At 73.6% G+C, this 25,504-nt stretch carries 26 protein-coding genes; 6 read left to right on the top strand and 20 right to left on the bottom strand.

The genetic code is table 11. The features are described from left to right. Positions 1-74: 74 nt before the first annotated feature. From LG632_RS07600 to LG632_RS07575, 6 genes are all read right to left on the bottom strand, one after another. Entirely contained in the window at positions 75-1,655 is a 1,581-nt protein-coding gene (locus LG632_RS07600; RefSeq protein ID WP_226726062.1) for an MFS transporter, read from the bottom strand. Further along, positions 1,645-2,400: a VanZ family protein gene (locus LG632_RS07595; protein WP_374203425.1), complete on the bottom strand. Its 756-nt coding sequence runs from the start codon at positions 2,398-2,400 to the stop codon at positions 1,645-1,647. Before LG632_RS07595 ends, LG632_RS07600 begins: the two co-directional genes overlap by 11 nt. A 126-nt stretch (positions 2,401-2,526) precedes the next feature. Further along, complete coding sequence (locus LG632_RS07590; RefSeq protein ID WP_226726061.1) at positions 2,527-3,738, bottom strand: spore photoproduct lyase family protein; 1,212 nt, start codon at positions 3,736-3,738, stop codon at positions 2,527-2,529. A 78-nt stretch (positions 3,739-3,816) separates the two neighbouring features. Continuing rightward, positions 3,817-4,890 (bottom strand): MerR family transcriptional regulator, encoded by a 1,074-nt coding sequence (locus LG632_RS07585; RefSeq protein ID WP_226726060.1) that lies wholly within the window; start codon positions 4,888-4,890, stop codon positions 3,817-3,819. A 4-nt stretch (positions 4,891-4,894) separates the two neighbouring features. Continuing rightward, positions 4,895-5,572, bottom strand: a complete 678-nt coding sequence (locus LG632_RS07580) for a HEAT repeat domain-containing protein (RefSeq protein ID WP_226726059.1) — start codon at positions 5,570-5,572, stop codon at positions 4,895-4,897. A gap of 109 nt (positions 5,573-5,681) precedes the next feature. Beyond that, positions 5,682-6,305 (bottom strand): TetR/AcrR family transcriptional regulator, encoded by a 624-nt coding sequence (locus tag LG632_RS07575; RefSeq protein ID WP_226726058.1) that lies wholly within the window; start codon positions 6,303-6,305, stop codon positions 5,682-5,684. Positions 6,306-6,488: 183 nt separating this feature from the next. Here LG632_RS07575 and LG632_RS07570 point away from each other — a divergent pair, with 183 nt between their 5' ends. Next, the gene (locus LG632_RS07570; protein WP_226726057.1) at positions 6,489-7,127 is read left to right on the top strand and encodes an isochorismatase family protein; all 639 of its coding nucleotides are present in this window, start codon (positions 6,489-6,491) and stop codon (positions 7,125-7,127) included. Between the two features lie 85 nt (positions 7,128-7,212). Here LG632_RS07570 and LG632_RS07565 read toward each other — a convergent pair whose 3' ends face one another. Continuing rightward, entirely contained in the window at positions 7,213-7,905 is a 693-nt protein-coding gene (locus LG632_RS07565; RefSeq protein ID WP_226726071.1) for a B3/B4 domain-containing protein, read from the bottom strand. Positions 7,906-8,014: 109 nt separating this feature from the next. Then, complete coding sequence (locus tag LG632_RS07560; protein WP_226726056.1) at positions 8,015-8,851, bottom strand: EamA family transporter; 837 nt, start codon at positions 8,849-8,851, stop codon at positions 8,015-8,017. Positions 8,852-8,969: 118 nt separating this feature from the next. Between LG632_RS07560 and LG632_RS07555 the strand changes: the two genes are divergently transcribed. Next, positions 8,970-9,554 carry a helix-turn-helix domain-containing protein gene (locus LG632_RS07555; protein WP_226726055.1) on the top strand — a complete coding sequence of 195 codons (585 nt, stop codon included), beginning with the start codon at positions 8,970-8,972 and terminating at the stop codon, positions 9,552-9,554. Positions 9,555-9,562: 8 nt separating this feature from the next. Here LG632_RS07555 and LG632_RS07550 read toward each other — a convergent pair whose 3' ends face one another. Both LG632_RS07550 and LG632_RS07545 read right to left on the bottom strand, forming a co-directional pair. Next, positions 9,563-9,994, bottom strand: a complete 432-nt coding sequence (locus LG632_RS07550; RefSeq protein WP_226726054.1) for a nuclear transport factor 2 family protein — start codon at positions 9,992-9,994, stop codon at positions 9,563-9,565. 89 nt (positions 9,995-10,083) lie between these two features. Next, positions 10,084-10,791: a helix-turn-helix transcriptional regulator gene (locus LG632_RS07545; RefSeq protein ID WP_226726053.1), complete on the bottom strand. Its 708-nt coding sequence runs from the start codon at positions 10,789-10,791 to the stop codon at positions 10,084-10,086. A 204-nt stretch (positions 10,792-10,995) separates the two neighbouring features. Here LG632_RS07545 and LG632_RS07540 point away from each other — a divergent pair, with 204 nt between their 5' ends. Together LG632_RS07540 and LG632_RS07535 are read left to right on the top strand one after the other, a co-directional pair. Next, positions 10,996-11,658 carry a deoxynucleoside kinase gene (locus tag LG632_RS07540; protein ID WP_226726052.1) on the top strand — a complete coding sequence of 221 codons (663 nt, stop codon included), beginning with the start codon at positions 10,996-10,998 and terminating at the stop codon, positions 11,656-11,658. A gap of 273 nt (positions 11,659-11,931) precedes the next feature. After that, entirely contained in the window at positions 11,932-12,360 is a 429-nt protein-coding gene (locus LG632_RS07535) for a VOC family protein (RefSeq protein ID WP_226726051.1), read from the top strand. A gap of 2 nt (positions 12,361-12,362) precedes the next feature. On the opposite strand, the gene LG632_RS07530 is transcribed toward LG632_RS07535, so the two are convergent. After that, positions 12,363-13,253, bottom strand: a complete 891-nt coding sequence (locus tag LG632_RS07530) for a helix-turn-helix transcriptional regulator (protein ID WP_226726050.1) — start codon at positions 13,251-13,253, stop codon at positions 12,363-12,365. A gap of 147 nt (positions 13,254-13,400) precedes the next feature. On the opposite strand from LG632_RS07530, the gene LG632_RS07525 reads away from it, so the two are divergent. Then, on the top strand, positions 13,401-14,180 hold the full coding sequence (locus tag LG632_RS07525) for an NAD(P)H-dependent oxidoreductase (protein WP_226726049.1): 780 nt from the start codon (positions 13,401-13,403) through the stop codon (positions 14,178-14,180). 81 nt (positions 14,181-14,261) lie between these two features. On the opposite strand, the gene LG632_RS07520 is transcribed toward LG632_RS07525, so the two are convergent. The 9 genes from LG632_RS07520 to LG632_RS07480 all read right to left on the bottom strand — a co-directional run bounded on the left by LG632_RS07520 (position 14,262) and on the right by LG632_RS07480 (position 24,694). Beyond that, positions 14,262-15,872, bottom strand: a complete 1,611-nt coding sequence (locus LG632_RS07520; protein ID WP_226726048.1) for a TROVE domain-containing protein — start codon at positions 15,870-15,872, stop codon at positions 14,262-14,264. 457 nt (positions 15,873-16,329) lie between these two features. Further along, the gene (locus LG632_RS07515; protein ID WP_226726047.1) at positions 16,330-17,028 is read right to left on the bottom strand and encodes a CE1759 family FMN reductase; all 699 of its coding nucleotides are present in this window, start codon (positions 17,026-17,028) and stop codon (positions 16,330-16,332) included. Continuing rightward, positions 17,025-18,125, bottom strand: a complete 1,101-nt coding sequence (locus tag LG632_RS07510; protein ID WP_226726046.1) for an LLM class flavin-dependent oxidoreductase — start codon at positions 18,123-18,125, stop codon at positions 17,025-17,027. The genes LG632_RS07515 and LG632_RS07510 overlap by 4 nt, the downstream gene beginning before the upstream one ends. A 111-nt stretch (positions 18,126-18,236) precedes the next feature. After that, positions 18,237-18,500, bottom strand: coding sequence for an EF-hand domain-containing protein (locus tag LG632_RS07505; protein WP_226726045.1), 264 nt, complete (start codon positions 18,498-18,500; stop codon positions 18,237-18,239). A 40-nt stretch (positions 18,501-18,540) separates the two neighbouring features. Next, positions 18,541-18,933, bottom strand: a complete 393-nt coding sequence (locus tag LG632_RS07500; protein ID WP_226726044.1) for a hypothetical protein — start codon at positions 18,931-18,933, stop codon at positions 18,541-18,543. A gap of 72 nt (positions 18,934-19,005) precedes the next feature. Beyond that, positions 19,006-20,694, bottom strand: a complete 1,689-nt coding sequence (locus tag LG632_RS07495) for a CocE/NonD family hydrolase (RefSeq protein ID WP_226726070.1) — start codon at positions 20,692-20,694, stop codon at positions 19,006-19,008. 68 nt (positions 20,695-20,762) lie between these two features. After that, on the bottom strand, positions 20,763-21,299 hold the full coding sequence (locus LG632_RS07490) for a hypothetical protein (protein WP_226726043.1): 537 nt from the start codon (positions 21,297-21,299) through the stop codon (positions 20,763-20,765). Between the two features lie 130 nt (positions 21,300-21,429). Then, positions 21,430-22,755: an LCP family protein gene (locus tag LG632_RS07485; protein WP_226726042.1), complete on the bottom strand. Its 1,326-nt coding sequence runs from the start codon at positions 22,753-22,755 to the stop codon at positions 21,430-21,432. A gap of 97 nt (positions 22,756-22,852) precedes the next feature. Beyond that, a complete protein-coding gene (locus LG632_RS07480) occupies positions 22,853-24,694 on the bottom strand; it encodes a N,N-dimethylformamidase beta subunit family domain-containing protein (protein WP_226726041.1) in 1,842 nt (613 codons plus the stop codon). A gap of 271 nt (positions 24,695-24,965) precedes the next feature. On the opposite strand from LG632_RS07480, the gene LG632_RS07475 reads away from it, so the two are divergent. Continuing rightward, positions 24,966-25,499, top strand: a complete 534-nt coding sequence (locus tag LG632_RS07475; RefSeq protein WP_226726040.1) for an RICIN domain-containing protein — start codon at positions 24,966-24,968, stop codon at positions 25,497-25,499. The last annotated feature ends 5 nt before the right edge of the window (positions 25,500-25,504 follow it).

Genomic DNA, 25,504 nt, shown 5'->3' with positions numbered 1-25,504 from the left:
GACTGCCGACTGCCGACTGACGCGGACGACGGACGCCGGACGACGGACCCCCGAGCGGCTTCCCGTCGCGACGGTCACGCGGTGTCGGCGGGGGCCGGTGGGGCCGCCGAGAGGGGCTCGGCGATGTCCTCCAGCGAGCGGCGTTCGGCCTTGACCGCCAGGAACGCCGCCACCACGCCCGCGGCGCACATCAGCGCGGCACCGATCCGGAAGGCCAGGGCCGTCTCCGCCGCCACGCCCGACTCGGTGAGGCCGGCGAAGATCAGCGGGCCGCTGATGCCGCCGGCCGCGGTGCCGAGGGCGTAGAAGAACGCGATGGCCATGGCGCGGGTCTCCATGGGGAAGACCTCGGAGACCGTCAGGTACGCGCTGGAGGCGCCCGCCGAGGCGAAGAACAGCACCACGCACCAACAGGCCGTCAGGGTCGTCGCGGTGAGCGAGCCGCGCTCGAAGAGCCAGGCGGTGGCGAACAGGAGCAGGCCCGAGAGCAGGTACGTCGAGGAGATCATGATCCGGCGCCCGAGCGTGTCGAAGAGCGTGCCGAGCAGCAGCGGTCCGAGGAAGTTGCCTGCCGCGACGACGGCGAAGTAGTAACCGGTGCTGCCCGTCGGCACGTCGAAGAACGCAGTGAGGATGGCGCCGAAGCCGAAGGTGACGGCGTTGTAGAGGAACGCCTGACCCACGAAGAGCGACAGGCCGAGGAACGCCCGCCGCGGGTAGCGGCCGAAGACCGTCCTGGCGATCACGCCGAAGCCGATGCCGCCGCGCCGGTGGATGGTGATCGACGCGGAGGGCGGCGGGAGGCGCTCGCCCTTCTCCCGCTCGATCGCGTGCTCGACGGACGACACGAGTTCCTCGGCGCGTTCGTCCTGGCCGTGGATGAACTGCCAGCGCGGGCTTTCCGGAACGTGCCGGCGGACGAGCAGGACGACCAGGCCGAGGACGACGCCGAGGGCGAAGCTGAGCCGCCAACCGAGGTCCACGGGGAAGACGGCGGTGTCCAGCATCACGACGGAGAGCAGGGCGCCGCCGATGGCGCCCAGCCAGTAGCTGCCGTTGACGACGAGGTCGACGCGGCCCCGGTAGAGGGACGGGATCAGCTCGTCGATCGCCGAGTTGATGGCCGCGTACTCGCCGCCGATACCGAAGCCGGTGAGGAAGCGGAAGAGGAAGAACCACCAGGACTCGAACGACAGCGCGGTCATGGCGGTGGCGCCGAGGTAGACGGCCAGGGTCACCATGAAGAGCTTCTTGCGGCCGTAGCGGTCCGTCAGCCAGCCGAAGAACAGCGCCCCGGAGCAGGCACCCGCCACGTACAGCGCGGCGGCGATGCCGGTGACCTGCGCGGAGGTGATGTCCAGGCCGCTGCCCGCCTCGGCGAGGCGGCCGGCGACGTTGCCGACGATGGTGACTTCGAGGCCGTCGAGGATCCAGACGGTGCCGAGACCGATCACGATCATCCAGTGCCACCGGGACCAGGGCAGGCGGTCGAGACGGGCCGGCACCGCCGTGGTGACGGTGCCGGTGGTGCCCGTGGTGCCCGTGGTGCCGGTGGCGCCCGTGGTGCCGGACGTGCCCGTGGTGGCCGCCGTAGGCGCGGTGCCCGGCGCACGCGTGGTGCCCGGCGCGGAGGCCCGCGCGGAGTCAGCTGTCATCGTGTCCTCTTCCCCCTCGGTGATCGCCGTCCGTCCGGATGCCGGGTCCGTGTGCCCAGGAATCGGGCGGACATGCGGCCGCGTCGCGCGGGCCGTGATACGGCGCGGGGGCGGCGCGGCGGCCGGCCCCCGGCAGGCGGTGCCACCAGTGGCGGCGGCGCGGGTGCACGGCGCGGCTCGTCCGGCGGCCCAGGAGGAGGAAACCGAGCAGCGCGCCCACGGTGTTGAGGAGGACGTCGTCGATGTCGAAGGCGCGTCCGGTCACCAAGGCCCCCTGGATCAGTTCCACGAGGGTCATGACGAGCGCCGTCACGGCCGCCACCCGCAACAGACCGCGCGTCTGCGGCGCCAGCACCGGGAGGAGCACGCCGAACGGCACGCCCAGCAGCAGGTTGCCCCCGAGTTGCTCGGCGGCGACCCGTACGGGGTACTCCTCCAGGTACAGGCGGATCGACGCGCCCGGATGCACGTTGCTGTGCGCGATCCCCGCCGACGCGGCCGAGGGCTCCAGGGTGACCCGGGCCAGGACGAGGCTGAACACCACCGTGCCGACGAGCGCCGCCAGTACCGCCAGGGCGCGTACCACCGGGCGGCCGGGCGGGGCGGGACGCGCCGCCCGGTCCACCGGACCTGCCCGGCCCGCCCGATCCGCCTGGTGCGGCAGGCGCCGCCTTCCTCCCGCGGACCGTAACCGCATCCGGGCGGCGGCGAGTTTCGCGGCGGTGAGTTTCCTACGCGTCTGCATGACCGGTCTCCCTCCATGACCGCTCAGGTCGTGGCAGCCGTGTACCCCGAAGGACGGCATGACGCGCGCCGTGGAGCGGTCCGGGGTGCCGGACGAGACCTCCCCGGCCGCCCGGCCGGGGGCGGGTCAGAACGCGTACCGGACGCGCAGCCAGGGAGCGTGGCGGTCGACGAGCGCGCGCAGGGCGTCCACCGCCTCGGCCTTGACGGCATTGCGGTAGCGGACGTTGGTCGCGCCGTTCTCGGAACGCTTGGGCTGCTGGAGTTCGGGGCGCCAGAGCACGTCCTCGGCGCTCGGGTGCCAGCCGAGGTTGACCTCGTGGAGGTCCCGGTTGTGCGTCAGCATGATCACCTCGGCGGCGGCCTGCTGCTTGACCCGCGCCGGGAGGACGTCGTCGAGGTGGCGCAGCAGCTCCGCCCAGGCGTCCTGCCAGCCGGGGCGGACCACCACGGGCGAGAGGTTGAAGTGGACCTCGTACCCGGCGTCCACGAAGTCCGCCGCGGCGCGGACCCGCTCGGCGACGGGAGAGGTGCGCAGGTCCAGGAGCCGGGAGTCGTCCTGCGGCATCACGGAGAAGCGGATCCTCGTCCGGCCCTGCGGATCCAGGTGGAGCAGGTCCGGATTGACGAACTTGGTGGCGAACGACGCCTTGGCGGTGGGCCAGTGCCGGAAGGCGTGCACCAGGTCCGCTGTGTTGTCGCAGATCAGGGCGTCCACGGAACAGTCGCCGTTCTCGCCGATGTCGTACACCCAGGACGCGGCGTCGCACTGGTTGGGCTCCGGTTTGGGTCCCTGGCGCGCGATGTGCCGGGCGAGGTGGGAGAGGATCCGGTCGATGTTGGTGAACACGGTGACGGGATTGGCGTATCCCTTGCGCCGCGGCACGTAGCAGTAGGCGCACGCCATGGCGCAGCCGTTGGAGGCGCCGGGTGCGATCCAGTCCGCCGACCGGCCGTTGGGGCGGACGGTCAGCGTCTTCTTCTCGCCGAGGACCAGCGTCTCGCCCTTGACGCGGACCCAGCGGTCGACGTTGCCCTCGTTGCCGTGCAGGTCCGGGATGCGCCAGTGCGAGTCCACCGTGACCACCCGCGCCTCGGGGAACCGGGCGATCACCTGTCGGCCGCGCGGCGAGGCGGCGGCCGCGGGCTCGGCGTGGATCTCGCGGACGGGCAGCAGCCGGCGCGCCGCTGCGGAGTCCCGGAAGGCCGGGCCCGGGCGGTCTTCCGCCGGCGCGGCGCCGGGCAGGTCGGGGGTGTGGCGGGCACTGCCCGTGGGGAGAGCGTCGAGCCCGAAGAGCGCGCCGGAGTCGTCGTCCGGGGCGGGGGGCGGGTGGTGCATGAGGGCTCCGGTGTCGGGGGCGCGCGGAGTGCCGCGACCGCGAGGCGGCTCTGCTCTGCCTCCACTGTACGAGGGGGGCTACGGGGTCGGGGCGCGCAGCCGCAGGAGGTACGCCGCGGTCAACGCGACGGCCCGGTCCTCGTCCTGCGACAGCTGCGTCAGGGCCCGCGACGCGGTGGCGCCCGGGATGTCCGCCAGCGCCTGGGTCAGCCGGGCGCGCCCCGCGGCACCGGTGGTGTCGAGGGCGAGCCGGTCGACCATCGCGGCGGCGATCCGGTCCGCCGCCGCGGGGTCGGTCGCCAGCGTGCCGAGCGCGTCGGCGGCGTCGGTGTCGTTCCTGCCCGCCACGATCATGTCGACGAGGATCGGGACCGCGTCGGCCGCGCCGCGGGCCCCGAGGGACAGGGCCGCGCACCCGCGCACCACGGCGTCCGGGTGCGCGAGGGCGTCGCGCAGCCGGGCGGCCGCCTCCTCGCCGGGCATCTCGGCCAGGCTCCGTACGGCCCGCTCGCGCACCGCGGCCACCGGCGAGCCGAGGCCCTCCGCGAGCAGCGCGGAGCCGCGGTCGACGGCTCCGGATCGCTCATGGTCGGCGGCACCGGCTCCGACTCCGGTCCCCGGTCCCCCGCCGTCGACCGAGCGCGCCAGCGCCCAGCGGAGCGCTCCGGCGACGTTCGGGTCCGTCTCGCTCAGCACCGCCTCGACCAGGGCCTCCACCGGCACCGGCACCTCCCCGGCCGAGGACAGGGCCGCGCGCTGACGCGCGTCGGCGCTCGGCGACCCGAGCGCCTGCAGGAGCGCGACGATCCGGAGGACGCCCTCCCAGCCCGCGGGCTGGGAGGCGTCGATCCGCCGCAGCCGGGTCAGCAGCTCCGTCTCGGCCTCGATGCGTGCGCGCGTCCGGTGGATGAGGTCCTCGACGAGCGCCGAGGGCTCGAAGCCGGGGTCGTCGAGCGCCCGCCCGATCTCCCGCAGCGACAGCCCCAGCGACCGCAGGCTCTCGATGTGGAAGATCCGCCGGATGTCCTCGTCGGAGTACTCCCGGTAGCCCGAGCCCGTCCGGCCCGAGGGCCGTACCAGGCCGAGCGACTCGTAGTGCCTGAGCATGCGGGCACTGACTCCGGACCGTCGCGCCACCTCACCGATCAACACGCCCCTATCGTCCCTGCCCGGCGGAGTCGCCGAGCACCAGGACGCGCTTGGCCTCCTCGATCGCGAACTCGAACCCGGTGTCCGGGTCGTGCAGGAGCCGTTCGGTGGCCAGCGCGTGCGTGCGGACCCGGGCGTCGGGAACCGTGGCCGCGGAGCGCAGCGCCGGCAGGGCGTCGTCGCCGAGGGCGACGAGGGCCCGGCTGAGGCTCAGCTGCGTCTCCCGCCCCCCGCGTCCGAGCTGCGCGGCCAGCGCCACGGCCAGCGCGGACTGCTCGCCGTGCGGCACGAGCACCACCGCCGCCCGCCAGGCGCTGCGCGCCACGTCGTCGTCGGCGTCGGCCAGGAGCGCGGGGGTGATCGCCGGCCACGCCCGCCGGTCCCCGATCTTGGACAGCGTGTGCAGCGCCTGGCTCCGCGCCTGGGCGGACTGCGAGCGGACCTCCCGGAGCAGGGCGGGAAGCGTGACGGAGACGGGATGGCGGGCGAGCGCCCAGGTCAGCATGTCGCGGACGAAGAACTCCGGCTCGATCGCGCACCGCTCGACGAGCTTGTCCACGCACCGCGCGTCGGGCGCCGTGCCGACCGCCAGGGCCGCCCGCAGCCGTACGGACGCCCGGGCGTCCTCCAGCCCGGGGAGCGCACCCGTCCCCCCTGTGTCCGCGTCCTGCTTCGTCATGGTCATGGGACCACCTCCTCGGCGAGCAGTGAAGACCTTGTCACCGTGTCAAGGTCAAACGGCGTGCCGCCGGTTCGCGGAAGGAGCGGGCCCGGCATGATCCGAAAGAGACGGCCTACGCCCCACCCGCTGCTTCGCGGCCGAGGAGGAGGGCGCGCAGGTGGGGGACGAGGTGGCGGACGAGTTCGTCGTCGGTCATCGCGGCCAGCGGGCCGCTCCTGAAGACGTACCGGGAGAAGGTCACGCCGATGAGGTACGCGCCCACGGAGGCGACCCGCTCCTCGAGGCCCGGCCCCGGGATCACCCGTCGGTACATCTCCACGCTCTCGCGCTGCATGGCGGCGAACAGCTGCTTCGCCGACTCCTCCTCCGAGGCCACGGCACGGATCAGGGCGACGAACGGGTCACTGCCGCCGCTCTCGGACATGCGGCGGACGTAGGAGCGCGCGACGCGCGTGGGCAGGGAGTTGGGGTCGCCCGCCACTTCCGCCAGCAGGTTGCGGGAGCTGGGCACGGCGGCGAGGAACAGCTGCTCCTTGGAGCCGAAGTGCCGGATCACCAGACCGTGCGTCACACCGGCCCGGCGGGCGACGTCCCGGATGGTCGTCTTGGCGAAACCCCGCTCGGCGAACGCTTCCCGCGCCGCCTCCAGGATGGCCGCCCTGCGTACCTCGGGCTCCCTGGTGCGCTTCTTGGGCGCGGCATCGCTCTGGTCGCCGCCGGGCGGGGATTCGGTCATGCCGCAACTGTACATCCGGCCACCTGGGAGGTATCCGTACGGTCACTGACAGGAGCCTTTGACGGAGGCAGCGGTTTGCCAACTTCCCGAATTTTAGTAACCACATGGACATCAGGGGCCGCACACACCTATCGTCGCTAGTGACCAGTTGGTCACCTATCTCACGGGAACGGAAGATCTGTCATGACCCCTGAACCGCTGACGCCCGCCAACACCACGGTCGTGCTCGTCGACTACGCCGTCGGTTTCGCCAACCTCCTCGGCTCCCACGACCTGACCTCCCACCTCCACAACGTCACCGGGCTGGCCAAGGCCGCGAAGTGGTACGGAACCGGACTCGTCGTCACCAACGGCGAGTCCGGCAAGCCCTCCGGGCCGCTCTACCCCGAGCTGCTCGACGTCCTCGGCGACGAGCCGGTCATCGAACGGGCCACCAGCTTCAACGCCTTCCTGGACAAGCCCTTCGCCGACGCGGTCCGCGCGACCGGCCGCGAGAACCTGGTGATCGGCGGCATCTCCACCGAGGGCTGCGTCCTGCAGACCGTGCTCGGCGGTCTGCGCGAGGGCTACCGGGTGCACATCGTGGTGGACGCCTCCGCCAGCCTGACCGTCGAGACCCACCAGACGGCCGTGCAGCGCATGGTCCAGGCGGGCGCCGTGCCGGTGACCTGGTTCTCGCTGGCGGCCGAGTTCCAGCTCGAGCCGCAGTTCCACGACGCCCCGCACCGGATGCGGCTGATCCAGGAGAACGTCCCGTCCATGAGGATGAGCGCCCGGGCGTACGTCAACGCCGTGGAGCAGGGCAAGCGCACCGCCGGCTGACGGCACGGCACTGAACTGCACTGCGCACCGCACGACACCGCACCACCCGGCACCGCACCACCCGGCACCGTGCCGCGGGAGTCGGTCAGGCGGTGGCCGGGAGGTACTGCACGGCGGTCCGCTCGGTGTGGGGGGCGAGGAGCTCCCGCAGGTCGGCGACGGCGGCCTCCAGGAGATGCCCGTCGTGCGCGGCGCGCAGGGTCTCGAGGACGAAGGCGACCCGGTGGGAGTCCTCCGTGACGCGGGTGCGGTGGGCGTCGCGGTGGTTCCAGTGCCGGGTCAGCACGTCGGTGGTGTCGGCGTAGACGACCTCGCCCGGCCGGGGGGTCTCGACGGTGCCGGGTTCGCCGAGCGGCGTGAAGGTCTCGGTCCCGTCCGCGTGGCGGATGTCGATCTCGCCGGTGACGTGGTCGAGGTCGAAGGCGCCGGCCGGCAGCCCGTGGCGTACGGAGACGAGGTTGTACGAGTCGACGGCCGGGTTGATGCGCGGCAGGGCGCCCTTCTTGGCGAGGCGGCGCCCCAGGGCGTCGACGCTGGGGCGGACGCGGCGCGGGTTGGTCCCGAAGGCCCGGTAGGCGGTGTGCCACGCCTCGATGCGCGGGTCGTCCTCGCCGGCGGGCCGCCAGACGCCCTCGGCGAGTTGCCGCTCCAGGTGCTCCAGGGCGGCGGTGGTGGCGGGCCAGGGCTCGCGGCCGCGCAGGCCGTCGGCCGTGACCACGGCGACGAGGGCACCGGGGAAGGCCTGCGCGACGGCCGGGCTGATGCGGAACGCGGTCATCGGGAAAGTGGTCGTGGGGGACACCGTCGTGGGGGACGCGGTCGTGGGGAAGGTCGTCATGGCGCGAGGGGCTCCTGGGGGTGGCGGCGGGTCAGGTCAGGGCGAGGAGTCAGGTCAGGGCGAGGAGGGATACGGCGGCGGCCGCGGTGCCCAGGCCGACCAGCTGGCCCCGGTGGATCCGTTCGGCCAGGACGCCGCGGGCGAGCAGGACGGTGCCGGCCGGGTACAGGGCGGTGACGACGGCGACGACGGCCAGGTCGCCGCTGCGGGCGGCGAGCAGGAACAGCAGGTTGGCCACCGAGTCCAGCACTCCCGCCCCCGCCGACATCGCGTACGCGGGACGCTGCGGGCCGAACCTGCGGCGCAGCAGCGCGGCCGCGGCCAGGACGACCGCGCAGGACACGGCGCGGCCGACGATCAGCGGGCCTACGCCGCTGTCGGCCGGCGCCTGGTGCAGGAAGACCAGCTGGAGGGCGATGGCGGCGCCGGCACCGAAGGCCGGCAGCAGGGCGGTGCGTGAGGGGCGGGCCGTCTTCGCTCCGTGTCCGGCGCTCACCAGGACCACGGCGACCAGGGCCAGCGGCAGGCCGATCAGCCCGGCGGGACCGAGGTGCTCGCCCTGGAGCAGCCCGACACCGACCGGGAGCATCGCGGAGACCAGTGCGGTGACCGGCGAGAGGACGTTCATCGGGCCGAGCGCCAGCGTGCGGTAGAGCAGGGCGAAGGCGGCGGCCGACGCGACGCCCGAGGCCGCTCCCCAGCCGAGGGTGGCGGGGGCGAAGGAGGCGCCGAGGGCGGGCCACAGCAGCAGCTCGACGGTGAGCGAGGCCGGGGCGGCGATCAGCACCGTGCGCAGCACGTGGGCCTTGCGGGCGCCGAGGCCGCCGAGGAAGTCGGCGCAGCCGTAGGCCAGGGAGCTGCCCAGGGCCAGCAGCAGAGCGATCACGGGTCCATCCCTTAGCATTCAGTGGAACGACCACACCGTACATCGCACCGACCGGTGTTCGTCAACCGAACGACCGCACGGTGCAGTGCAGTGACCACTTGCCGGGAAGGAACACGCGATGGCCGAGACCGAGGAGGCGCTGCGGGCGCTCGCCCACAACGTCCGGGCGGCCCGTACCCGCGCCGGGCTGTCCCTGGACGAGCTGGGCCGGCGGGCCAAGGTCAGCAAGGGCGCCCTGGTCGCCCTGGAGAAGGCCCAGGGCAACCCGAACTTCGCCACCCTGGTCCGGCTCGCCGACACCCTGGGCATCTCGGTGTCCGCACTGCTGGAAGGGCCGGCCGAGGGGCGCGTCCGGGTGGTGTCCGCCGATGCGGTGATGCCGCTGTGGGCCGGGGAGAAGGGCGGCGAGGCGCGGCTCATGCTGACCACGTCGGGGCCGGCCCCGGTGGAGGTCTGGCGCTGGAAGCTGGAACCGGGCGAGGAGTACCCGAGCCACCCGCACCAGGCCGGTGTCGTGGAGACGGTCAGCGTCACCGCGGGGCGGATGACGCTCGTCGTCGACGGCACCGAGCACCCTGTGGAGGCCGGGCAGACCGCCGCCTTCGACGGCGACGCGCCCCACAGCTACCGCGGCTCGGGCACCGGGACCTGCCACCTGATCATGACCGTCCACATCCCGCCGGGCCCCGGGTCCTCGGCCTGACGGGTCGGTCAGGCGGCGAAGCGGCGGTTGCCGGTGAGCGACCAGACGGCGGAGATGCGGCCGTCCGTGACCGCGAACATGTCGATGCCGCTCTTGAGGACGACGTCCGCGTCCCCGTCGGCGTGGCGCTCGCTCCACCGGCAGGCCATCTCGCCGCGCTCGGCGTCGACCAGCGGTGCGGCGTCGGCGGCGAACGTCAGGCCGGTCAGGGCCTGGCTGTTGGCAGTGATGAACGCCTTCAACTCGTCCTGACCGAAGGTGGCACCGGAACCGGTGCCGTCGAAGTCGTCCGCGAAGTACAGCCGGAAGCCGGGGGCGAGGATCTGCTCGGCGAGCGCGACGTCTCCGTTCCAGAGCGCCGCCCAGCCCTCCACCAGCCGGGTGCCGGCCTCCCGGGTCAGCGGCGCGGAGTCGGTGATGGGTGTCGTCGTCACAGACATGGGTGCCTTCCATGGTCGGTTCGTGGTCACCCAGCCTCCCGGCCGAGGGCGACAACCCCCTGTCGGTGTTTGGCCCCGCGGACGGCGGCTCAAGCGAAACCGTAGAGCGCGTCGAGTGCGACGAAATCCCCGCCGGGCGGGTCCAGTTCGGCCAGATCCACCGGACGGGGCTCCACCGTCTCCTCCAGGGCCCGCGCCTCCCGGATGCCGTCGAGGCGGAAGCAGCGCACGGCGGAGCGCAGCCGGCACCAGCCGACGAGGCGCCAGGGGTCGCCGCCGAGGAAGCCGAGGGGTTCCACGGTGCGGTCGGTGGTCTCGCCCCGCGCGTCGGCGTAGCGCAGCCGCAGCAGCCGGCGCGTCGAGAGGGCCTCGTGCAGGGTGTGCGGGAGCGCGGACGGGCCCTCGGGGTCCGCGGGGACGCGGATCCGGCCGGCGAGCTCGCGCGCGGCCTGCCGGTCGCGTTGCGGCATGACGGCGAACACCTTGTGCAACGCCGAGCGGGCGTCGGCGGCGAACGGCGTTCCGGACAGCCCGTGCAGGGCCACCGCCAGGGCGGTCGCCTCGCCCGGGGTGAGGGTCAGGGGCGGGAGCGTGTGGTCCTTGTCCACCACGTACCCGCCGCTGCGGCCCGGCTCGGCGTAGAGCGGCACCCCGGCCTGCTGCAGGGCGCTGAGGTCGCGCTCGACGGTGCGGGTGCTGACGCCGAAGCGCTCGGCGAGCCACCGGGCGCTGCGCGGCCGGGGCGAGACCGCGCGTAACTCCTCCACCAGGGCGTACAGACGCTCGGTACGGTTCACAGCAAAGGACCGTAGCCGATGGCCGCGGCACCGGACGATGGCCGGCGGGGGGTGAATCTTCATTTAAGATTCAAGGCGGCCGCGGGCCGAGGAAGATCATGAAGATCCCGTTGGAGTCGCGTGACCGCCGGCACGCGTCTCGGTGGTGTGGGGGCGCCGGGCACGTCCGCCCAGGAACAGAAGACTCCGAGGGAGAAGTGAGGGATGCCAGTGATCTGCGTCGGAGGCATGATCGGGATCGGTAAGACCAGTGTGGCCGAACTGCTCGCCAAGGAGCTCGGCAGCGAGGTCTTCTACGAGAGCGTGGAGGACAACCCGATCCTTCCGCTCTTCTACACCGCGAGCCCCGAGGAGATCCAGGCCCGGCGCTACCCCTTCCTGCTCCAGCTCTACTTCCTGCAGACGCGCTTCGCCTCCATCAAGGAGGCGTACAAGCAGGGGAACAACGTCCTCGACCGGTCCATCTACGAGGACTGGTACTTCGCCAAGGTCAACCACGACCTGGGCCGGATCAGCTCCCTCGAGATGCAGGTGTACGAGGGCCTGCTGAACGAGATGATGCGCGAGATCGACGGCCTGCCGTACCGCAAGGCCCCCGACCTCATGGTCTACCTCAAGGCGGACTTCGAGACGGTGCTGCACCGGATCGGGCTGCGGGGCCGCGACTTCGAGCAGGACGAGAGCCTCGTCGAGTACTACCGGACGCTGTGGTCGGGCTACGACGACTGGGTGCACAAGCACTACTCGGCCAGCGAGGTCCTCGTCATCGACATGAACCACACGGACGTGGTGCACAGGCCCGAGGACGCGGCACGCGTGGCGCAGGAGGTCAAGGACGCGCTCGCGGCGGTCGGGCGCCGGGCCTGAGGCCGCCGTCAGGGGTGCGGTCGGCCGGTCGGATCCAGGGGGATCCGACCGGGTCCGATCCGTCCGGGTCCGTCAACTCGCTTGCGGTCGCCCGTCATGATCACTAGTCTCGGTCAGGTGACTGCCGGGTCGGCCATGGGCCACACACGAACAGGGTTCCCGGCCTCGGCATGACTGCGGGGCGGGCCAGAGCCCCGCCTCCTTTTCCGCGTCTTCGCCCCCGCGCCCTTCAGCGGCGCCCTTTCCCAGCGAATCCGAAGACCGGAGACACCCATGTCCTTCGACCAGCCGCACCCGAACGCCGCCGCGCCGGCGGCGGCCGCGATCCACCTGAACCACACCGCCGTCTACGCCACCGACCCGCGCCTGTCGGCCGAATTCCTCGCCGCGGTCCTGGGGGTGGCGGTCAGCGCCCCCTTCGGCCCGTTCCTCCCCGTCGACCTCGGCAACGGCGTCACGCTCGACTACTACCCCAAGACCGACGAGCCGATCCAGTCGCAGCACTACGCCTTCCTCGTGCCGGACGACCGCTTCGACGCCATGATCGGCCGCCTGGAGACCCTCGGCGTCACGTACTACTCCGACCCGGCCCACACCGACCCCGGCCGCACCAACCACCTCTTCGGCGGCCGCGGCGCCTACTTCCTCGACCCCGACGGCCACAACATGGAGATCATGACCGTCCCGTACGTCCGGCCCTGAGGTCACGGCCGGCGCCGGGGGCGCACCGCCGGGGCGGCGCCGGCGCCGGCATCGGCATCGGCATCGGCATCGGCATCGGCATCGGCGGTGTCGATGTCCAGACCCGCCAGCAGGCGCAGCCCGTCCTCGGCGGGGCTGCCGGGGGCCGCGGACAGGACCAGCAGTTCCCTGCCCGACGCGTCCGGCAGGGCGAAGTTCTCCTGGTGCAGCTCCAGCAGCCCCACCAGCGGGTGCCGGTACGCCTTGCGGCCATGGGTGCGCGCGCGGACGTCGGCCCGGGCCCACAGGCGCCGGAAGCGCTCGCTGCCCATCGCCAACTCGCCGACGAGTGAGGCGAGTCGGGGGTCGTCGGGGTACCTCCCGGCGGCCAGGCGCAGGTGGCCGACCACGTCGAGGGTGCAGTTCTCCCAGTCCGCGTAGAGACCGCCCTCGGCCTCCTCCAGGAAGAGGTGCCGGGCGATGTTCAGGCCCGGCATCGGCCGGCCGAAGAGGAGTCCGGCGAGGCGGTTCCCGGCGAGCGCGTCCAAGCGGTGGTCCATGATCAGCGCGGGGGCGCCGGGGACCAGGTCGAGGACGCGCAGCAGTTCCGGCCGCAGCCGCCCGGCCGGCGCCTTCGCGGGGCGCCGGCGCTGCCGGGCGAGCCGGTGGAGGTGGCCGCGTTCGGTCTCGTCGAGGCCGAGGACGCGGGCGAGTGCGTCGAGGACCTGCTCGGAGGGCTGGGTCGCACGGCCCTGCTCCAGGCGTACGTAGTAGTCGACGCTGACTCCGGACAGGTGCGCGACCTCCTCGCGGCGGAGCCCCGCGACGCGGCGGCGGCTGTCGGTGGGGACGCCGACGGCGGCCGGGTCGACCCGGGAACGCCGGGTCCGCAGGAAGCCCGCAAGATCGTCCATGTCCCCAGTATGGCGCCGGTCGGCGCCCGCGGAGGTGGTCCTGCCAGTACCAGGAACCCCGGTCCGACGGAACGGGCGTCCCTGAACGCCGGGCGCCGCGGCGCCCAGGATCGGAGCATCCGGTCCGACCGATGCGAAGGAGTTCCCATGAAGACGCTCATCGTCCACGCCCACCCCGAACCGCAGTCGCTCAACGGCGCGTTGAAGGACCTCGCGGTCTCCACCCTGGAGTCCGCCGGGCACGAGGTGCGGGTGAGCGATCTGTACGCGATGAACTGGAAGGCGGTCGTCGACGCCGCGGACTTCGGCCCCGACGCCTCGACGCCGCTGAAGGTCGCCCGGGACTCGGGCCGCGCCTTCGACGCCGGGACGCTCACCGCGGACGTCCGCGCCGAGCAGGAGAAGCTGCTGTGGGCGGACACGATCATCTTCCAGTTCCCGCTGTGGTGGTACACGATGCCCGCGATCCTCAAGGGCTGGGTGGACCGGGTGTTCACCTACCACTTCGCGTACGGCGTCGGCGAGCACAGCGACACCAAGTACGGCGACCGCTTCGGCGAGGGCACGCTCGCGGGTCGGCGGGCCCTGCTGTCGGTGACCACCGGCGGTCCGCAGTCGCACTACGCCGCGCGCGGCATCAACGGCCCGATGGACGACCTGCTGTTCCCCATCCAGCACGGCATCCTCCACTACCCGGGCATCGAGGTGCTGCCGCCGTTCGTGCTGTACGGCGCGGACCGGCTGACGCAGGACGACTACCCGGACGTCGCCAAGGCCTGGCGGCAGCGCCTGCTGAGGCTGGAGTCGACCGAGCCGATCGCCTTCCGGCGGCAGAACTTCGGTGACTACGAGATCCCCTCACTGCACCTCAAGGAGGGCCTGGAGCCCGCCGGCCGCACCGGCTTCGGCCTGCACGTGCGCGGCTGAACCGCCGGACGCCGCCCGGCGGTCGGCGTCCGGCGGTCGGCGTCCGGCGGTCGGCGCACGCCGGTCGGCGCGTGGGGGCCGTCAGAGGTGTGGGCCCAGCCAGGGCCAGGTGCCCGAGCGGCCGGACTCGATCAGCGGGATCATGCGGAACGAGCCGTCGGTGAGGCCGCCGAAGGTGTGCCGGCCGGCCGCGCCGGAGGGGCCGTGCCCGACCTGGTGACCGGCGAGGTTCCAGGTGTAGACCGGGATCTCGGCGGGCACCTGCGCGGTCGGGTCGCCGTGGGCGTGGGGCGCCGCCTGTTCGTCGGTGACGATCAGGACCCGGTCGTGGCCGCGGTAGTGCTGCCGTACCGCCCCGGTGGTGTCGGTACCGCCGAGGTTGTGGAAGCGGTCCAGGACCTTCAGCACCGACTCCCCCGCCGCATACGGCACTTCGGCGCTGGTGGAGCCGAACTCCACCAGGTCCGCCCGCTCGGCCCGCATCGCCAGCGCCGCTCCGAAGACCGCCGCCGCGTCGGCCCGGGTGAGCCGGGACCGGTCGGACATCCGGGACCAGAACATGGACCCGGACCGGTCCACCAGGACCAGCGTCCGGCCGGGCAGCGCCGGTACGTGGGCCAGGGAGTGGCCGAGCGCCCGCTCCAGCGGGTACGCCCAGCGCAGCGACGGCGCGTGCCGGTACGCGGCGAGGTAGCGGAAGGGGAACTGCCGGGAGCGGGCGACGCCCTCCGGGTCGGAGATCCGCGCCGCGACCCCTGCCGCCACCTCGTCCGAGACGCCGGCCTCGTCGAAGTTGCGCAGGTTGCGCAGCAGCGCCATCGGGCCCATCGAGGGGATGACCGCTTCCCAGGCGGCCGCGTCCATGGGCCCCTGCACCCAACCCGCCAGGGCCTCCCAGGTCATGCCCGCCTGCGCCAGCCGCTCGGCGCCGTCCGGCGCGAGGACCACGGCCCGGCGGTCCGGCACGGGAAGGCCCATCAGGGCCCGGTGGGCGCGCAGGACGTGGCTGTCCTCGGGCGGCACCGCCGACTCCGGGTGGTGCCGGCGGTCCAGGGCGTACCGGAACAGCTCGCCCTGCCACGGCTTGTCCGGGTCGGGCGAGGCGTGCACCAGGGTGAGCACGTCACCGAAGCGGAATCCCTTGGAGGCGGTGTCGTACTTCAGCAGCGAGTTCGCGGAGTACAGCCGCCGGACCGCGTCGGCGATTCCGCGCTTGACGGGCTTGGGCACGTTCCGCCCGTGCACCGACGTCCAGTAGCCGAGGAGTTCGCCGGGCTCGTCGGCGCGCTGGAGCACGGAGTCGACGACACTCCGGTTGGACGGGCCGTCGGTCGCGCCCGCCGCGAGCCGTGCCATGACGTACTCGGCGGCGCCTACCAGCGACGCGGTCCGCATGTGCGCGTCCGTACGCAGCCAACGCAGCAGGCCGGCCGTCCACCCCGGGTCCTCGACCGCGAGCGTGCGGACCAGCGCGGTGAACCGGTCGTCGCGCTGCCCGGTGCCCTCGTAGAAGGTCTTCTGGGTCACGAAGTGGGAGACGGCGAGCAGGTAGAGCTCGGAACGCGCGTCGCGCAGGTGCCCGGTGCCGCCCTGGTGCGTGCGGACGGTACGTCCGGTGGTCCGCACGGGCGAGACGGGCTGCTCGCCGGTACGGGTACGGGTACGGCGCAGGCGCAGGTTGAAGCGAGCCATGTGAATCCCCCCGGGTTCACGGGTGTCGGGGGAAGCGGACGTGGAGGATGCCCGAGATCGAAGTCGGCGGCGGACTGCGTCCGGCGCTCTACCGGGTTGAGCTACCGGCCGAGGCCGGGCGGGATTCGAACCCGCAACCGCCGGATCCGGAAGGAGCCGCTGCCTGCGCACCGGGCACCCACCACGCGCGCTTCCCGAGATCGAAGGGGCGGCGGCAGGATTTCTTGGGAAGAAGGAGCCGCGTGCCCGGCGCACCGGGAAGTGCGTGAGGCCCGGGTGCCGTCGGAAGGAGTCCCCCCGCCGCGCACCCGGACGTGGATCACTGTAGGAAACGCCGGGGCCGGGCCGCCATCCGATTTCTTCGGGGCCCGACCGGAGCCCGGGGCGCCGGTGGCCGGAGCCCGGGCCGCCGGTCGCCGGAGCCCGGGGCGCCGGTGGCCGGTCCGGTCGCCGGGGGCTACTCCACCCGCAGGGCGGCCAGCCGCTGGGTGAACGGGACGACCTCGAACCCGTCCGACGGGTCCACCGACGTGATCGCACCGGTCAGTGAGCGCGGTGCGACGGCAGCGGCGGTGTCGACGTCGGGGGCGGGGGCGGGGGCGGGGGCGGCTGCAACGCCCTCCCGGGCGGCCGGGGCGGAGGAGGGCGCGGGCGCCATGAAGCGCGCCAGCTCCGCCCCCGCCCGGGCGATCCGCCGCTCCAGCCCCTCCTCGCCCCAGTCCTCGGAGGCCGCGTACACGGCGGTCGGGACGACGAGGGCACGCAGGTAGGTGAACAGCGGGCGCAGGGCGTGTTCGGTGACCAGGGAGTGCCGGGCGGTGCCGCCGGTCGCGCCGAGGAGCACCGGCTTGCCGGTCAGGGCGTCCTTGTCGATCACGTCGAAGAAGGACTTGAACAGGCCGCTGTAGGAGGCCGCGAACACCGGCGTCACGGCGATCAGGCCGTCCGCGGCCGCCACCGCGTCGAGGGCGGCGGCCAGCCGGGCGGGCGGGAACCCGGTGACCAGGTGCTGGGCGATCTCCGTGGCGAGGTCCCGCAGCTCGATCACCTGGGGCTCGGCAGCCGCGCGGCTGACGGCCGCGGCCGTCAGGCGGTCGGCGAGCAGGCGGGTGGACGAGGGCGAGCTGAGTCCCGCCGACACGACGACGAGCTTCATCCTCGGGTCCCTTCCTTCGCGGTCTCCTGCGCCGCCGCCACGCGGGCCGCGTGCGTCGGCGCGTCCGGCACGCCGGCCGGGCGCAGGTTGGCGAACTCCTTGCGCAGCACCGGTACGACCTCCTCGCCGAGCAGGTCGAGCTGCTCCAGGACGGTCTTCAGGGGCAGGCCCGCGTGGTCCATCAGGAACAGCTGGCGCTGGTAGTCGCCCGCGTAGTCCCGGAAGGACAGCGTCCGCTCGATGACCTGCTGCGGCGAGCCGACGGTCAGCGGCGTCTGCGCGGTGAACTCCTCCAGCGACGGCCCGTGGCCGTACACCGGCGCGTTGTCGAAGTACGGACGGAACTCGCGCACCGCGTCCTGGGAGTTCTTGCGCATGAACACCTGGCCGCCGAGCCCGACGATCGCCTGCTCGGGGGTGCCGTGGCCGTAGTGGGCGTAGCGCTGCCGGTAGAGGTTCACCATCTGCCGGGTGTGGGAGGCCGGCCAGAAGATGTTGTTGTGGAAGAAGCCGTCGCCGTAGTAGGCCGCCTGCTCGGCGATCTCGGGCGAGCGGATGGAGCCGTGCCAGACGAAGGGCGCGACGCCGTCCAGCGGGCGCGGGGTGGCGGTGAAGGACTGCAGCGGCGTCCGGAACTTGCCCTTCCAGGTGACGGCGTCCTCGTCCCACAGGCGGCGCAGCAGCGCGTAGTTCTCGACGGCCAGGTCGATGCCGTCGCGGATGTCCTTGCCGAACCAGGGGTAGACCGGGCCGGTGTTGCCGCGGCCCAGCATGACGTCGACGCGGCCGTCCGCGAGGTGCTGGAGCATCGCGAAGTCCTCGGCGATCTTCACCGGGTCGTTGGTGGTGATCAGCGTCGTGGAGGTGGACAGGATCAGGTTCTCGGTGCGCGCGGCGACGTAACCGAGCAGGGTCGTCGGCGAGGAGGGGACGAACGGCGGGTTGTGGTGCTCACCGGTGGCGAAGACGTCGAGGCCGACCTCCTCGGCCTTCCGGGCGATGGCGACCATCGCCTTGATCCGCTCGTGCTCGCCGGGCGCGCGTCCGGTGGTCGGATCGGGTGTGACGTCACCGACGGTGAAGATCCCGAACTGCATGGCTCCCCTTCCCGAGGTTGTTTATGATTCAACTATACCCGGGAACGGGAGGTGCCTCCGCGGTATTCCCGCGGAGGCACCTCGTCTCCTGGAGGACCGGTCGGGGTGGGGTCAGGCCGGGCCGTGCGGGTCGCCGTCCGGGGCCGCCGGACCGTGCCTCACGCATTCCTCGAACTCCGGGAGGGAGACCAGGCCGTCGCCGTCCACGTCGGTCACGCGGAACAGCCGCTCCACCTCCTGCGCGCTCCTGTCGCGCCCCGTGAGCCGGGCGAGGGCCCGGCCGAACTCGTGCATGTCGAGCAGCCAGTCGTCATCGGTGTCGAACCTCCCGAACGCCGCCCGCACCTCCGCGCTCGCGTCGGCCTCGCCCGCCATGGCGCCGCCCCCTTCCTGCGTGTGCCGGGGCTGCTGCCCGTCATCCCCGGGGCGAAACGTGGGGGCGGGCGACGGCGGCTTCGAGGAAGCCCCAGCCGTCCACCGCCGTTTCCCGCCGCTCCCCCGGTTCCCACCCGCGGGCCAGTGCGGCGTCGAGCAGGAAACGCACGGTGCCGGGTTCGTGGAGGTTCAGGGCCCCGACACCGACGGCCCCCACCTCACCCGACCCCGCCGTGAAGCCGGCCACGTACCGGCCCGGGCCCTCGTCGAAGACGATGCGCAGGAGGCCGCCGGTGCCGGACGGCTGCGCGTGCAGGGTGAGGGTCTTGCGGCAGCCGCCGCCCTCCAGCACGCGGTGGCCGTGGCGGACCGTCCACAGGTAGGTCCGCCCCTCGGCGACGAGTCGGCGGGCCTTCTTCGCGGAACGGGGCATGCCGCAGAGGGTACGCGGCCGGGCGGCGAGGCGTGGGCCGGGTGCGGGCCGGTCGGGCCCCGGGCGCTCCTGTCAGGGGGCGGCGCCGTGCATGAGGGTCAGGGCCGAGTCCGTGTGGAGGGTGACGCGCACCGGGGTGAAGGCGGTGGCGTCCACCGGCGAGGCCCCGGTGCCCGGGTCGGTGGCGTAGCGCGGGTGGGCACCTGCGCTGAGCTGCCAGCGTATGCGGTGGCCGGCGGCGAAGCGGTGGGCGGTGGCGCCCATCGGGACGGTGGTCCGGGACGGCTCGTGCGGGTTGCCGTCCAGTCGGCCCAGCCCGTCGCAGACGTTGACGGAACGGCCCTGGGGGTCGACGTCGCACAGGCGGGTGAAGACGTGGACGTGCCCGGTGTCGGTGGAGACCGTCAGCCGCGCGACGACCGGGCCCAGCACGTCCAGGGGCTCGGTCAGCGGCGGGCCGGTGAAGGTGAGGACGTCGTCCCTGGCTTCGAGGGGGCCGTTGTCGCGGCGGCCGGCGGTACGGGAGAGCAGCGGTCCGCCGAGGGAGGGGGTCGGGTCGTCCGGGTCGTGGACGAAGGAGGCCAGGGGAGCCGAACCCGTGGCGGCGTGCCGGACGAGGTGGCCGCCCGGGGCGGGGTGCCAGGAGGCCGCGGCGGCCGGGGCCGGCGGCCAGTCGTCGAGGTCCCGCCAGGCGTCCTCGCCGCCGACGTGCACGCGGACAGGGGTGGGGCGCAGGCCCGAGGGGTCGGCGCAGAGGTGGGCGCGCAGCCAGGCGAGGCTTTCGGCGAACACCTGCGGCCACCCCTGCTGCAGCGCGGAGGTGTGGGTCCAGGGTCCGACGAGCAGGGTGGTCTCGCAGCCGGTCCGGCGCAGCCGCTCGTACTGCTCGAAGGTCTGGTCGGCCAGTACGTCGTACCACCCGGTGACCAGCGCCGTGGGCACGCGCAGCCGCTGCGCCGTCTGCGCCTGCGAAGCGCCGTGCCAGTAGGGGTCGTCGGCGTCGGGGTGCGTCATGACGTCGTCCAGCCAGGGCACTTCGCCGCCGAGCGCGGCGGCGTACGCGCCGCGCAGGGGCCGGGCGGTCGTCACGTCGCGCAGGCGGCGCTGCAGGCGGAGCGTCGCCTTGAGGAACGGCGCCATGCCCTGGTGCTGGTACGTCAGGCCGACGCCGACAGCGAGGGCGTTCTCCAGGCGGAGCGCGCCGCCCGCGTGGAAGAGGGCGTGCGGGTCGTGGAGTCCCACCTGCACGACCATGGCCTTCAGTTCCGGCGGCGCGTCGTGGGCGAGGGCCCATTGCACGTAACCGAGATAGCTGGGGCCGACGGTCCCGAGCCGGCCGTCGAACCAGGGTTGTTCGCGCAGCCACGACACCGTGGCGTGGCCGTCGGCGGCCTCGTTGCGCCACAGGTCGAACGTGCCGCCGGAGCCGCCGGTGCCGCGGCAGCTCTGCAGCACGACATGGAAGCCCTGTTCGGCGAAGAGCAGGCCGTACTGCGGCGACCACGGCAGGCCCCGGCCGTACGGCGAGCGGACCAGGAGGGTCGGGAAGTCGCCCTCGGCGCGCGGGAAGTAGTGGTCGGTGATCAGCGGGCTGCCGTCGGCGGCCGGCACCGCCGGACCCCTCTCCCGGCCGACCTTGTACCGGCCGCGCGGCAGGCCCCGCCAGGCGGCCCTCGTCAACCGCGCGGACAGCGGCGGCTTGCCGGCGGCGGACGGGGTCCAGGCGGGGCGGGACGTGGCATCGGGCGTGTGGGATCGCATGGATCGCATCGGTTTCCCCTCCATCTATTACGTACAGTGTACGTAATAGATGGAGGGGACCGGACGCGTCAGTCGGCCTCGGCCCCGGCCAGGGCTTCCGCGATCAGGCGGGTGGCGAAGTCGCGGTCGTCGGCGAGGCGGTTGATGTGCTCGGCGAGCAGGAAGGCCGTGGCCTCCAGCGCGTTCATCTCCTCCTCGGTCCATTCGCCGTACTGCCTGCGCCACAGGTTGGGACTCAGGCCCGTGGCCGCGGCGACGACGAGGCCGGCCATGGTCGGGACCGCCTCGGGGCGCACGCTCCGGGGCATGGCGCGCAGAGTCGTCACGATGTCCGGCACGACGTACTCGACGACGTCCTTGTCGTGGGCCTCGTACGCCTGGCGCAGCCAGGTCATGAACATGAAGATGATCGTGCACGTGCCGTCCAGCAGCTCACGGAAGTCCTTGGAGGTCAGGGACGCCGTGAACTGCTGGACCAGGGCCTGCTGTTCGGGATCGGCCCCGGTCCTGCCGTCGTAGATCGCCTTGAGCCGCGAGTCGATCATCATGAGGCCGGTGCTCACGTCGCCGGCCGGAGCGTGTCGGGGGTCGCAGGGCGATGACACGGGATCCTCCTCGGGTGGCCACCACGGTAGGTAGCGCGGTCGTTCCGTACGGTAGCCCTACGGTCGGACCGGGCGGCGGGGATTCCCGCCGAAAGACCCGCCGGGGTGACGGCCGCGCGCCGCGGCGGAGTCAGCCGGCGCCCGGCCCGCCCTGCGGGGCGTGCAGGGTCCGCCCGGCCAGGCACCCGAGGCGGTCGCCGGTCATGGGGGCGCCCTCGGCGACGTTCCGGTCGTAGCCGACCCGCTTGACGGCGGCCTGCCGGGTGCCGACGGCGACGTCGAGGGTCGTGTCGTGACCGGGGACGACCTGCCGCCGGGCCGCGGGGAGCGCCGCCGCCAGGGTGGCGGCGTCGGCCTCCCGCCCCGGCGCGTAGCGGATCAGGGCGGGACCGTCGGGGCGCGCCGCGGGGGCCGTGGCGGAGGTGTCCGTGACCACGAACCCCGCGGCTCCGAGCGCCGCCGCCGTCCCGGCGTGGTCCACCCGGACCTTGATGCCGGCGGGGTTGTTGGGCACCGGGTTGGCGGGGGCGGGCTGGACGCGGCGGTCGCCGGTGACCGGGCGGTCCTCGGCCAGCGCCTTCCACAGGGCCCGCGAGCGGGCCTCGTGCCAGATGAGCGTCGAGCCCACGCCGGGGACCCGGTGGTCGAACTCCTGGATCGGGACGGTGACGAACTCCGTCTGCGCCGGGCGCAGCCGCGCCAGGGTCAGGCCGATCCGCGCGAGGTCGGTCACGCTCGTGCGCTCGTCCGTGCGCACCGACTTCAGCAGGGTGGCCGCCGTGCGCGCCGCGGCCTCGGGGTCGGCCAGGGCGCCTTCGGCGGTGAGCCGGGTCAGCAGGTCGGACACGGCGCGCTGCTGGCGGCGGACCCGGCCGAGGTCGCCGGGGCGCTCGATGTGGCGGGCCCGTACGTAGCGCAGGGTGCCGTTGCCGTCGGCGTGGTGCATGCCGGGGCTGAGGTCGAGGCCGGAGTTCTCGTCGGTCAGCTGCCGGTCGGTGCACAGCGTCGCGCCGCCCAGCCCGTCGACGGCCTGCTCGAAACCGGTGAACCCGGTTTCGAGGTAGTGGTCCACGCGCAGGCCGGTGACCTTCTCGACCGTCTTGACCGTGAGCGCCCGGCCACCCCGGGCGTACGCGCCGTTGATCTTGCCGCGGACGCCGCTGCCGTCGGCGTACTCGACGTAGGAGTCCCGGGGTACGGACACCACGCTGGCCCGGCGGGAGTCCTCGGAGAGGTGCACGAGCATCATCACGTCGGTGCAGTTGCAGCCCTTGCCGCCGACGTGCAGCCGGTTCTTCTCCGCCTTCGACAGGCCCGCGCGGCTGTCGATCCCGACGACCAGGATGTTCGTCCCGGTCCCGGTCCCGGCGGCGGAGCGGACGGCCGACGGTCCCGCCCCGGCCGCTCCCGAGATCAGGGTGGTGAGCAGGGTCAGGGTGGTGGCGACACGGAGCACTGCGAACTCCCCAGGGCCGTACGGGCCGACGGGCGGGCAGGGCCCGCGTCGGCGGATCGGGGCCCGACGCTAGCGATCGCGGGGCGCCGCGTCCCGGCTACACGCCGGGGGCTGCTCCGGGTGGGGCAGCCACGGGGGCGACGGGGACCGGGGCCGGGGCGGGGTCTCGCGCGTCTCCGGCGTCACCGGCGTCACCGAGGTCTCCGTGGTCTCCGTGGTCTCCGACGTCCCCGGGATCTCCGGTGTCCCCGACGTCCCCGACGTCTCCGGCGTCTCCCGCACCAGCGGCACCAGCGGCGCGCTCGGCCGCGTAGTGCTGCGCCACGTCGTCCACGGCGGGCCGTGCGCGGCCCGCCGGCCCGGCCGCGAACGCCCGCAGGACGTTCTCCGTGACGGTCCGGGTGAACGCCCCGGTCCGGCCGTCCAGACCGTGAGGGGCCTTCCCGCCGCCCGGCCCGGCGGCGTCCAACGCCTCGACCCAGCGCATCGTTCCCGTGGCGAACAGACCGGCGCCGGACGGGAAGGAGGCGTAGACGGTGTCCGCGTAGGAGGCGCGTCCCTTGCACACCACCGGCGAGTGGGCGAGCACCTCGATCGGGCGCGGGGTGGGGTACCGCAGGTTCACCCGGTCGTACTCCACGCCCACCAGGTGCGCGAAGGCGTCGCCCGCCGCCGCTCCGGTACCGGCCAGCAGCCAGTGGTCCGGCCGCTTCACCACGTAGGGCGCGTCGACCGGGTAGCCGTCGTAGATCACCCCCAGCAGGCTGCTCTCGGGCTCCGGGGCCGGCTCGCGGCGGAAGTCGTTCGTGGGCGGCAGCCCGCGCTCGAAGCCCGGGTCCTTGGCGTAGTCGTCCTTGTAGCAGACCACCACCCGGTCCGGGCCGGTCGCGGACGCTTCGAACCGCACCCGCCGGTAGCAGCAGTTCGCGCCGAACACCGCGAGGTTCGTGCCGGCGTCCCGCGCCTGTGTCACACGACGGCGGTGCTCCGGACTCCAGTACTCGTCGTGCCCCGGCGACAGCAGGGCCACCGCCCCGCCGAGCAGGCCGTCCTGCCGGGCGATGTCGATGCCCGTCGCGTAGGCGAGGGGGATCCCGAGCCGCTCGGCCAGCGCCAGCAGCGGAGCCTCGTACGTCAGGAACTGGCCGGCGCCGTGCGCCCCCTGGTACGGCCGGTCGAAGGTGACCGCCAGCGAGCGCGACGCCTTCTTCCCGGTCGTCCCCTTGTACAGGTCCGCGCCGCCCCAGCGGTTGTACGCCTGCCAGGTGGCGACGGCGTTGACGAAGACCACGCGGCCCGCGCACGCGGCGGAGCGCACGGTGACCGGCACGAACCGCTGCGCCCGCTCTCCCCCGACCGTGTCCAGGCGCAGCAGGTAGCAGCCCTCCGGCCAGCCGGTGGTGTCCACCTCCAGGCTCGGCTCCCAGTCCGCCCGCACCATCCGCGTGGCGGCGTCGGTCCGGGCGGCCGGCTGGAGCAGGCCGGGGAGCGCGGGCGACCGCCACACGAGCCGGGCGCGGGCGCCGCCGTACCAGCCCATGCGGAAGGCGGACACGGTGTACGAGGGCGCGGTCGTGGACACCCGCAGCACCAGCGGCCGGCCGGGCAGCACCGAGCTGCGGTCGGCGAACCCCTCGACGGCGCGCGCCGGCCCGGCGCGCGTGATCCGCCAGTCCGGGGTGCCGGGGCGGAGGTTCTCCGCCCGTACGTCGAGGCAGCCGCACCCGCTCGCCCCCGCGGACCGGGCCCGGGCTCCGGCTCCCGCCTCGGCCGGGGCGCCGGCTGCGGCCCCGGCCCTGGCTCCGGCGGTGGCCGCCGCCGCGTTCCCGGGCCGCACGGCCGTCAGGGCGACCGCGGCGGCGAGTCCGAGCACCCTCCGACGAGCGGGCCCGGCAGCATCCCCGGCACCCGCGGGCAGGTCCTTCTCGTACCGTCCCACGGCCACTCCTCGCCCGAGCTGTACGTCGGCTGCGGCCACCCTACGGCGCCCTCCGGCCCGCTCCCGGCCGACAAGCCGGGAGCGGACCGGATCGCCGGCCGCCCGGCCGTCCCACCGCCGCGTCACGGGACGGCGCGTCCCAGCACGTCACGGCCCGGGACGTCCCGTACGGTCCCCAGTCGGCCGGCACCTGTGGGTGCGGCGGCGATCCGGCCGTCACAGTCGGTCCCGAGTCCGGGCACCCGTCCCGGACGGAGGAGGAGAGGACCTGATGAAGCGACGCACGAGGCTGGTCTCCACGGCGGCGGTGCTCGCGTTCGGCGGAGCCGTCGCGTTGGCGGGCGCGCCGACCGCTGCGGCGGCGCCCGGGGCAGGCTCGCCCGGGGCATCCGCGACCAGCCTCGCCGCACCGGACAAGTGCGAGCAGAGGAACACCTACCGGAACGCGAAGACCGGCTACTACCTCGATGTGCAGGGAGGCGGGGGCAAGGGCGCCAAGATCATCACCTGGCACCGCAACGGAGGTGCCAACCAGTTGTGGTGCATGGAGAGGGCGAAGGAGGGCGGCTGGTACTTCCACCCGTCCTACAACCTCGGCCTGTGCATGGACTCCCCGGAAGGGGGCTGGAAGAACCCCGTCCTGTGGAACTGCAAGGGCAACGCCAACCAGCGCTTCACGGTGCGTGACGGGCTCTTCGAGAGCCGGGCCAGCGGCCGGTACGTGACCGGCGAGTGGCGGGCCGGCGCGCAGGTCTTCATGTCCACCCGGCCCGCCGACAGCGGAACCCTCGCCTACTGGCGGTGACGGCG

It is taken from the genome of Streptomyces antimicrobicus (genome assembly GCF_020532625.1).
Taxonomy (GTDB): Bacteria; Actinomycetota; Actinomycetes; order Streptomycetales; family Streptomycetaceae; genus Streptomyces; species Streptomyces antimicrobicus.
The sequence above is the reverse complement of the archived record's forward strand: the minus strand, read 5'-3'. Positions and strand labels throughout refer to the sequence as shown.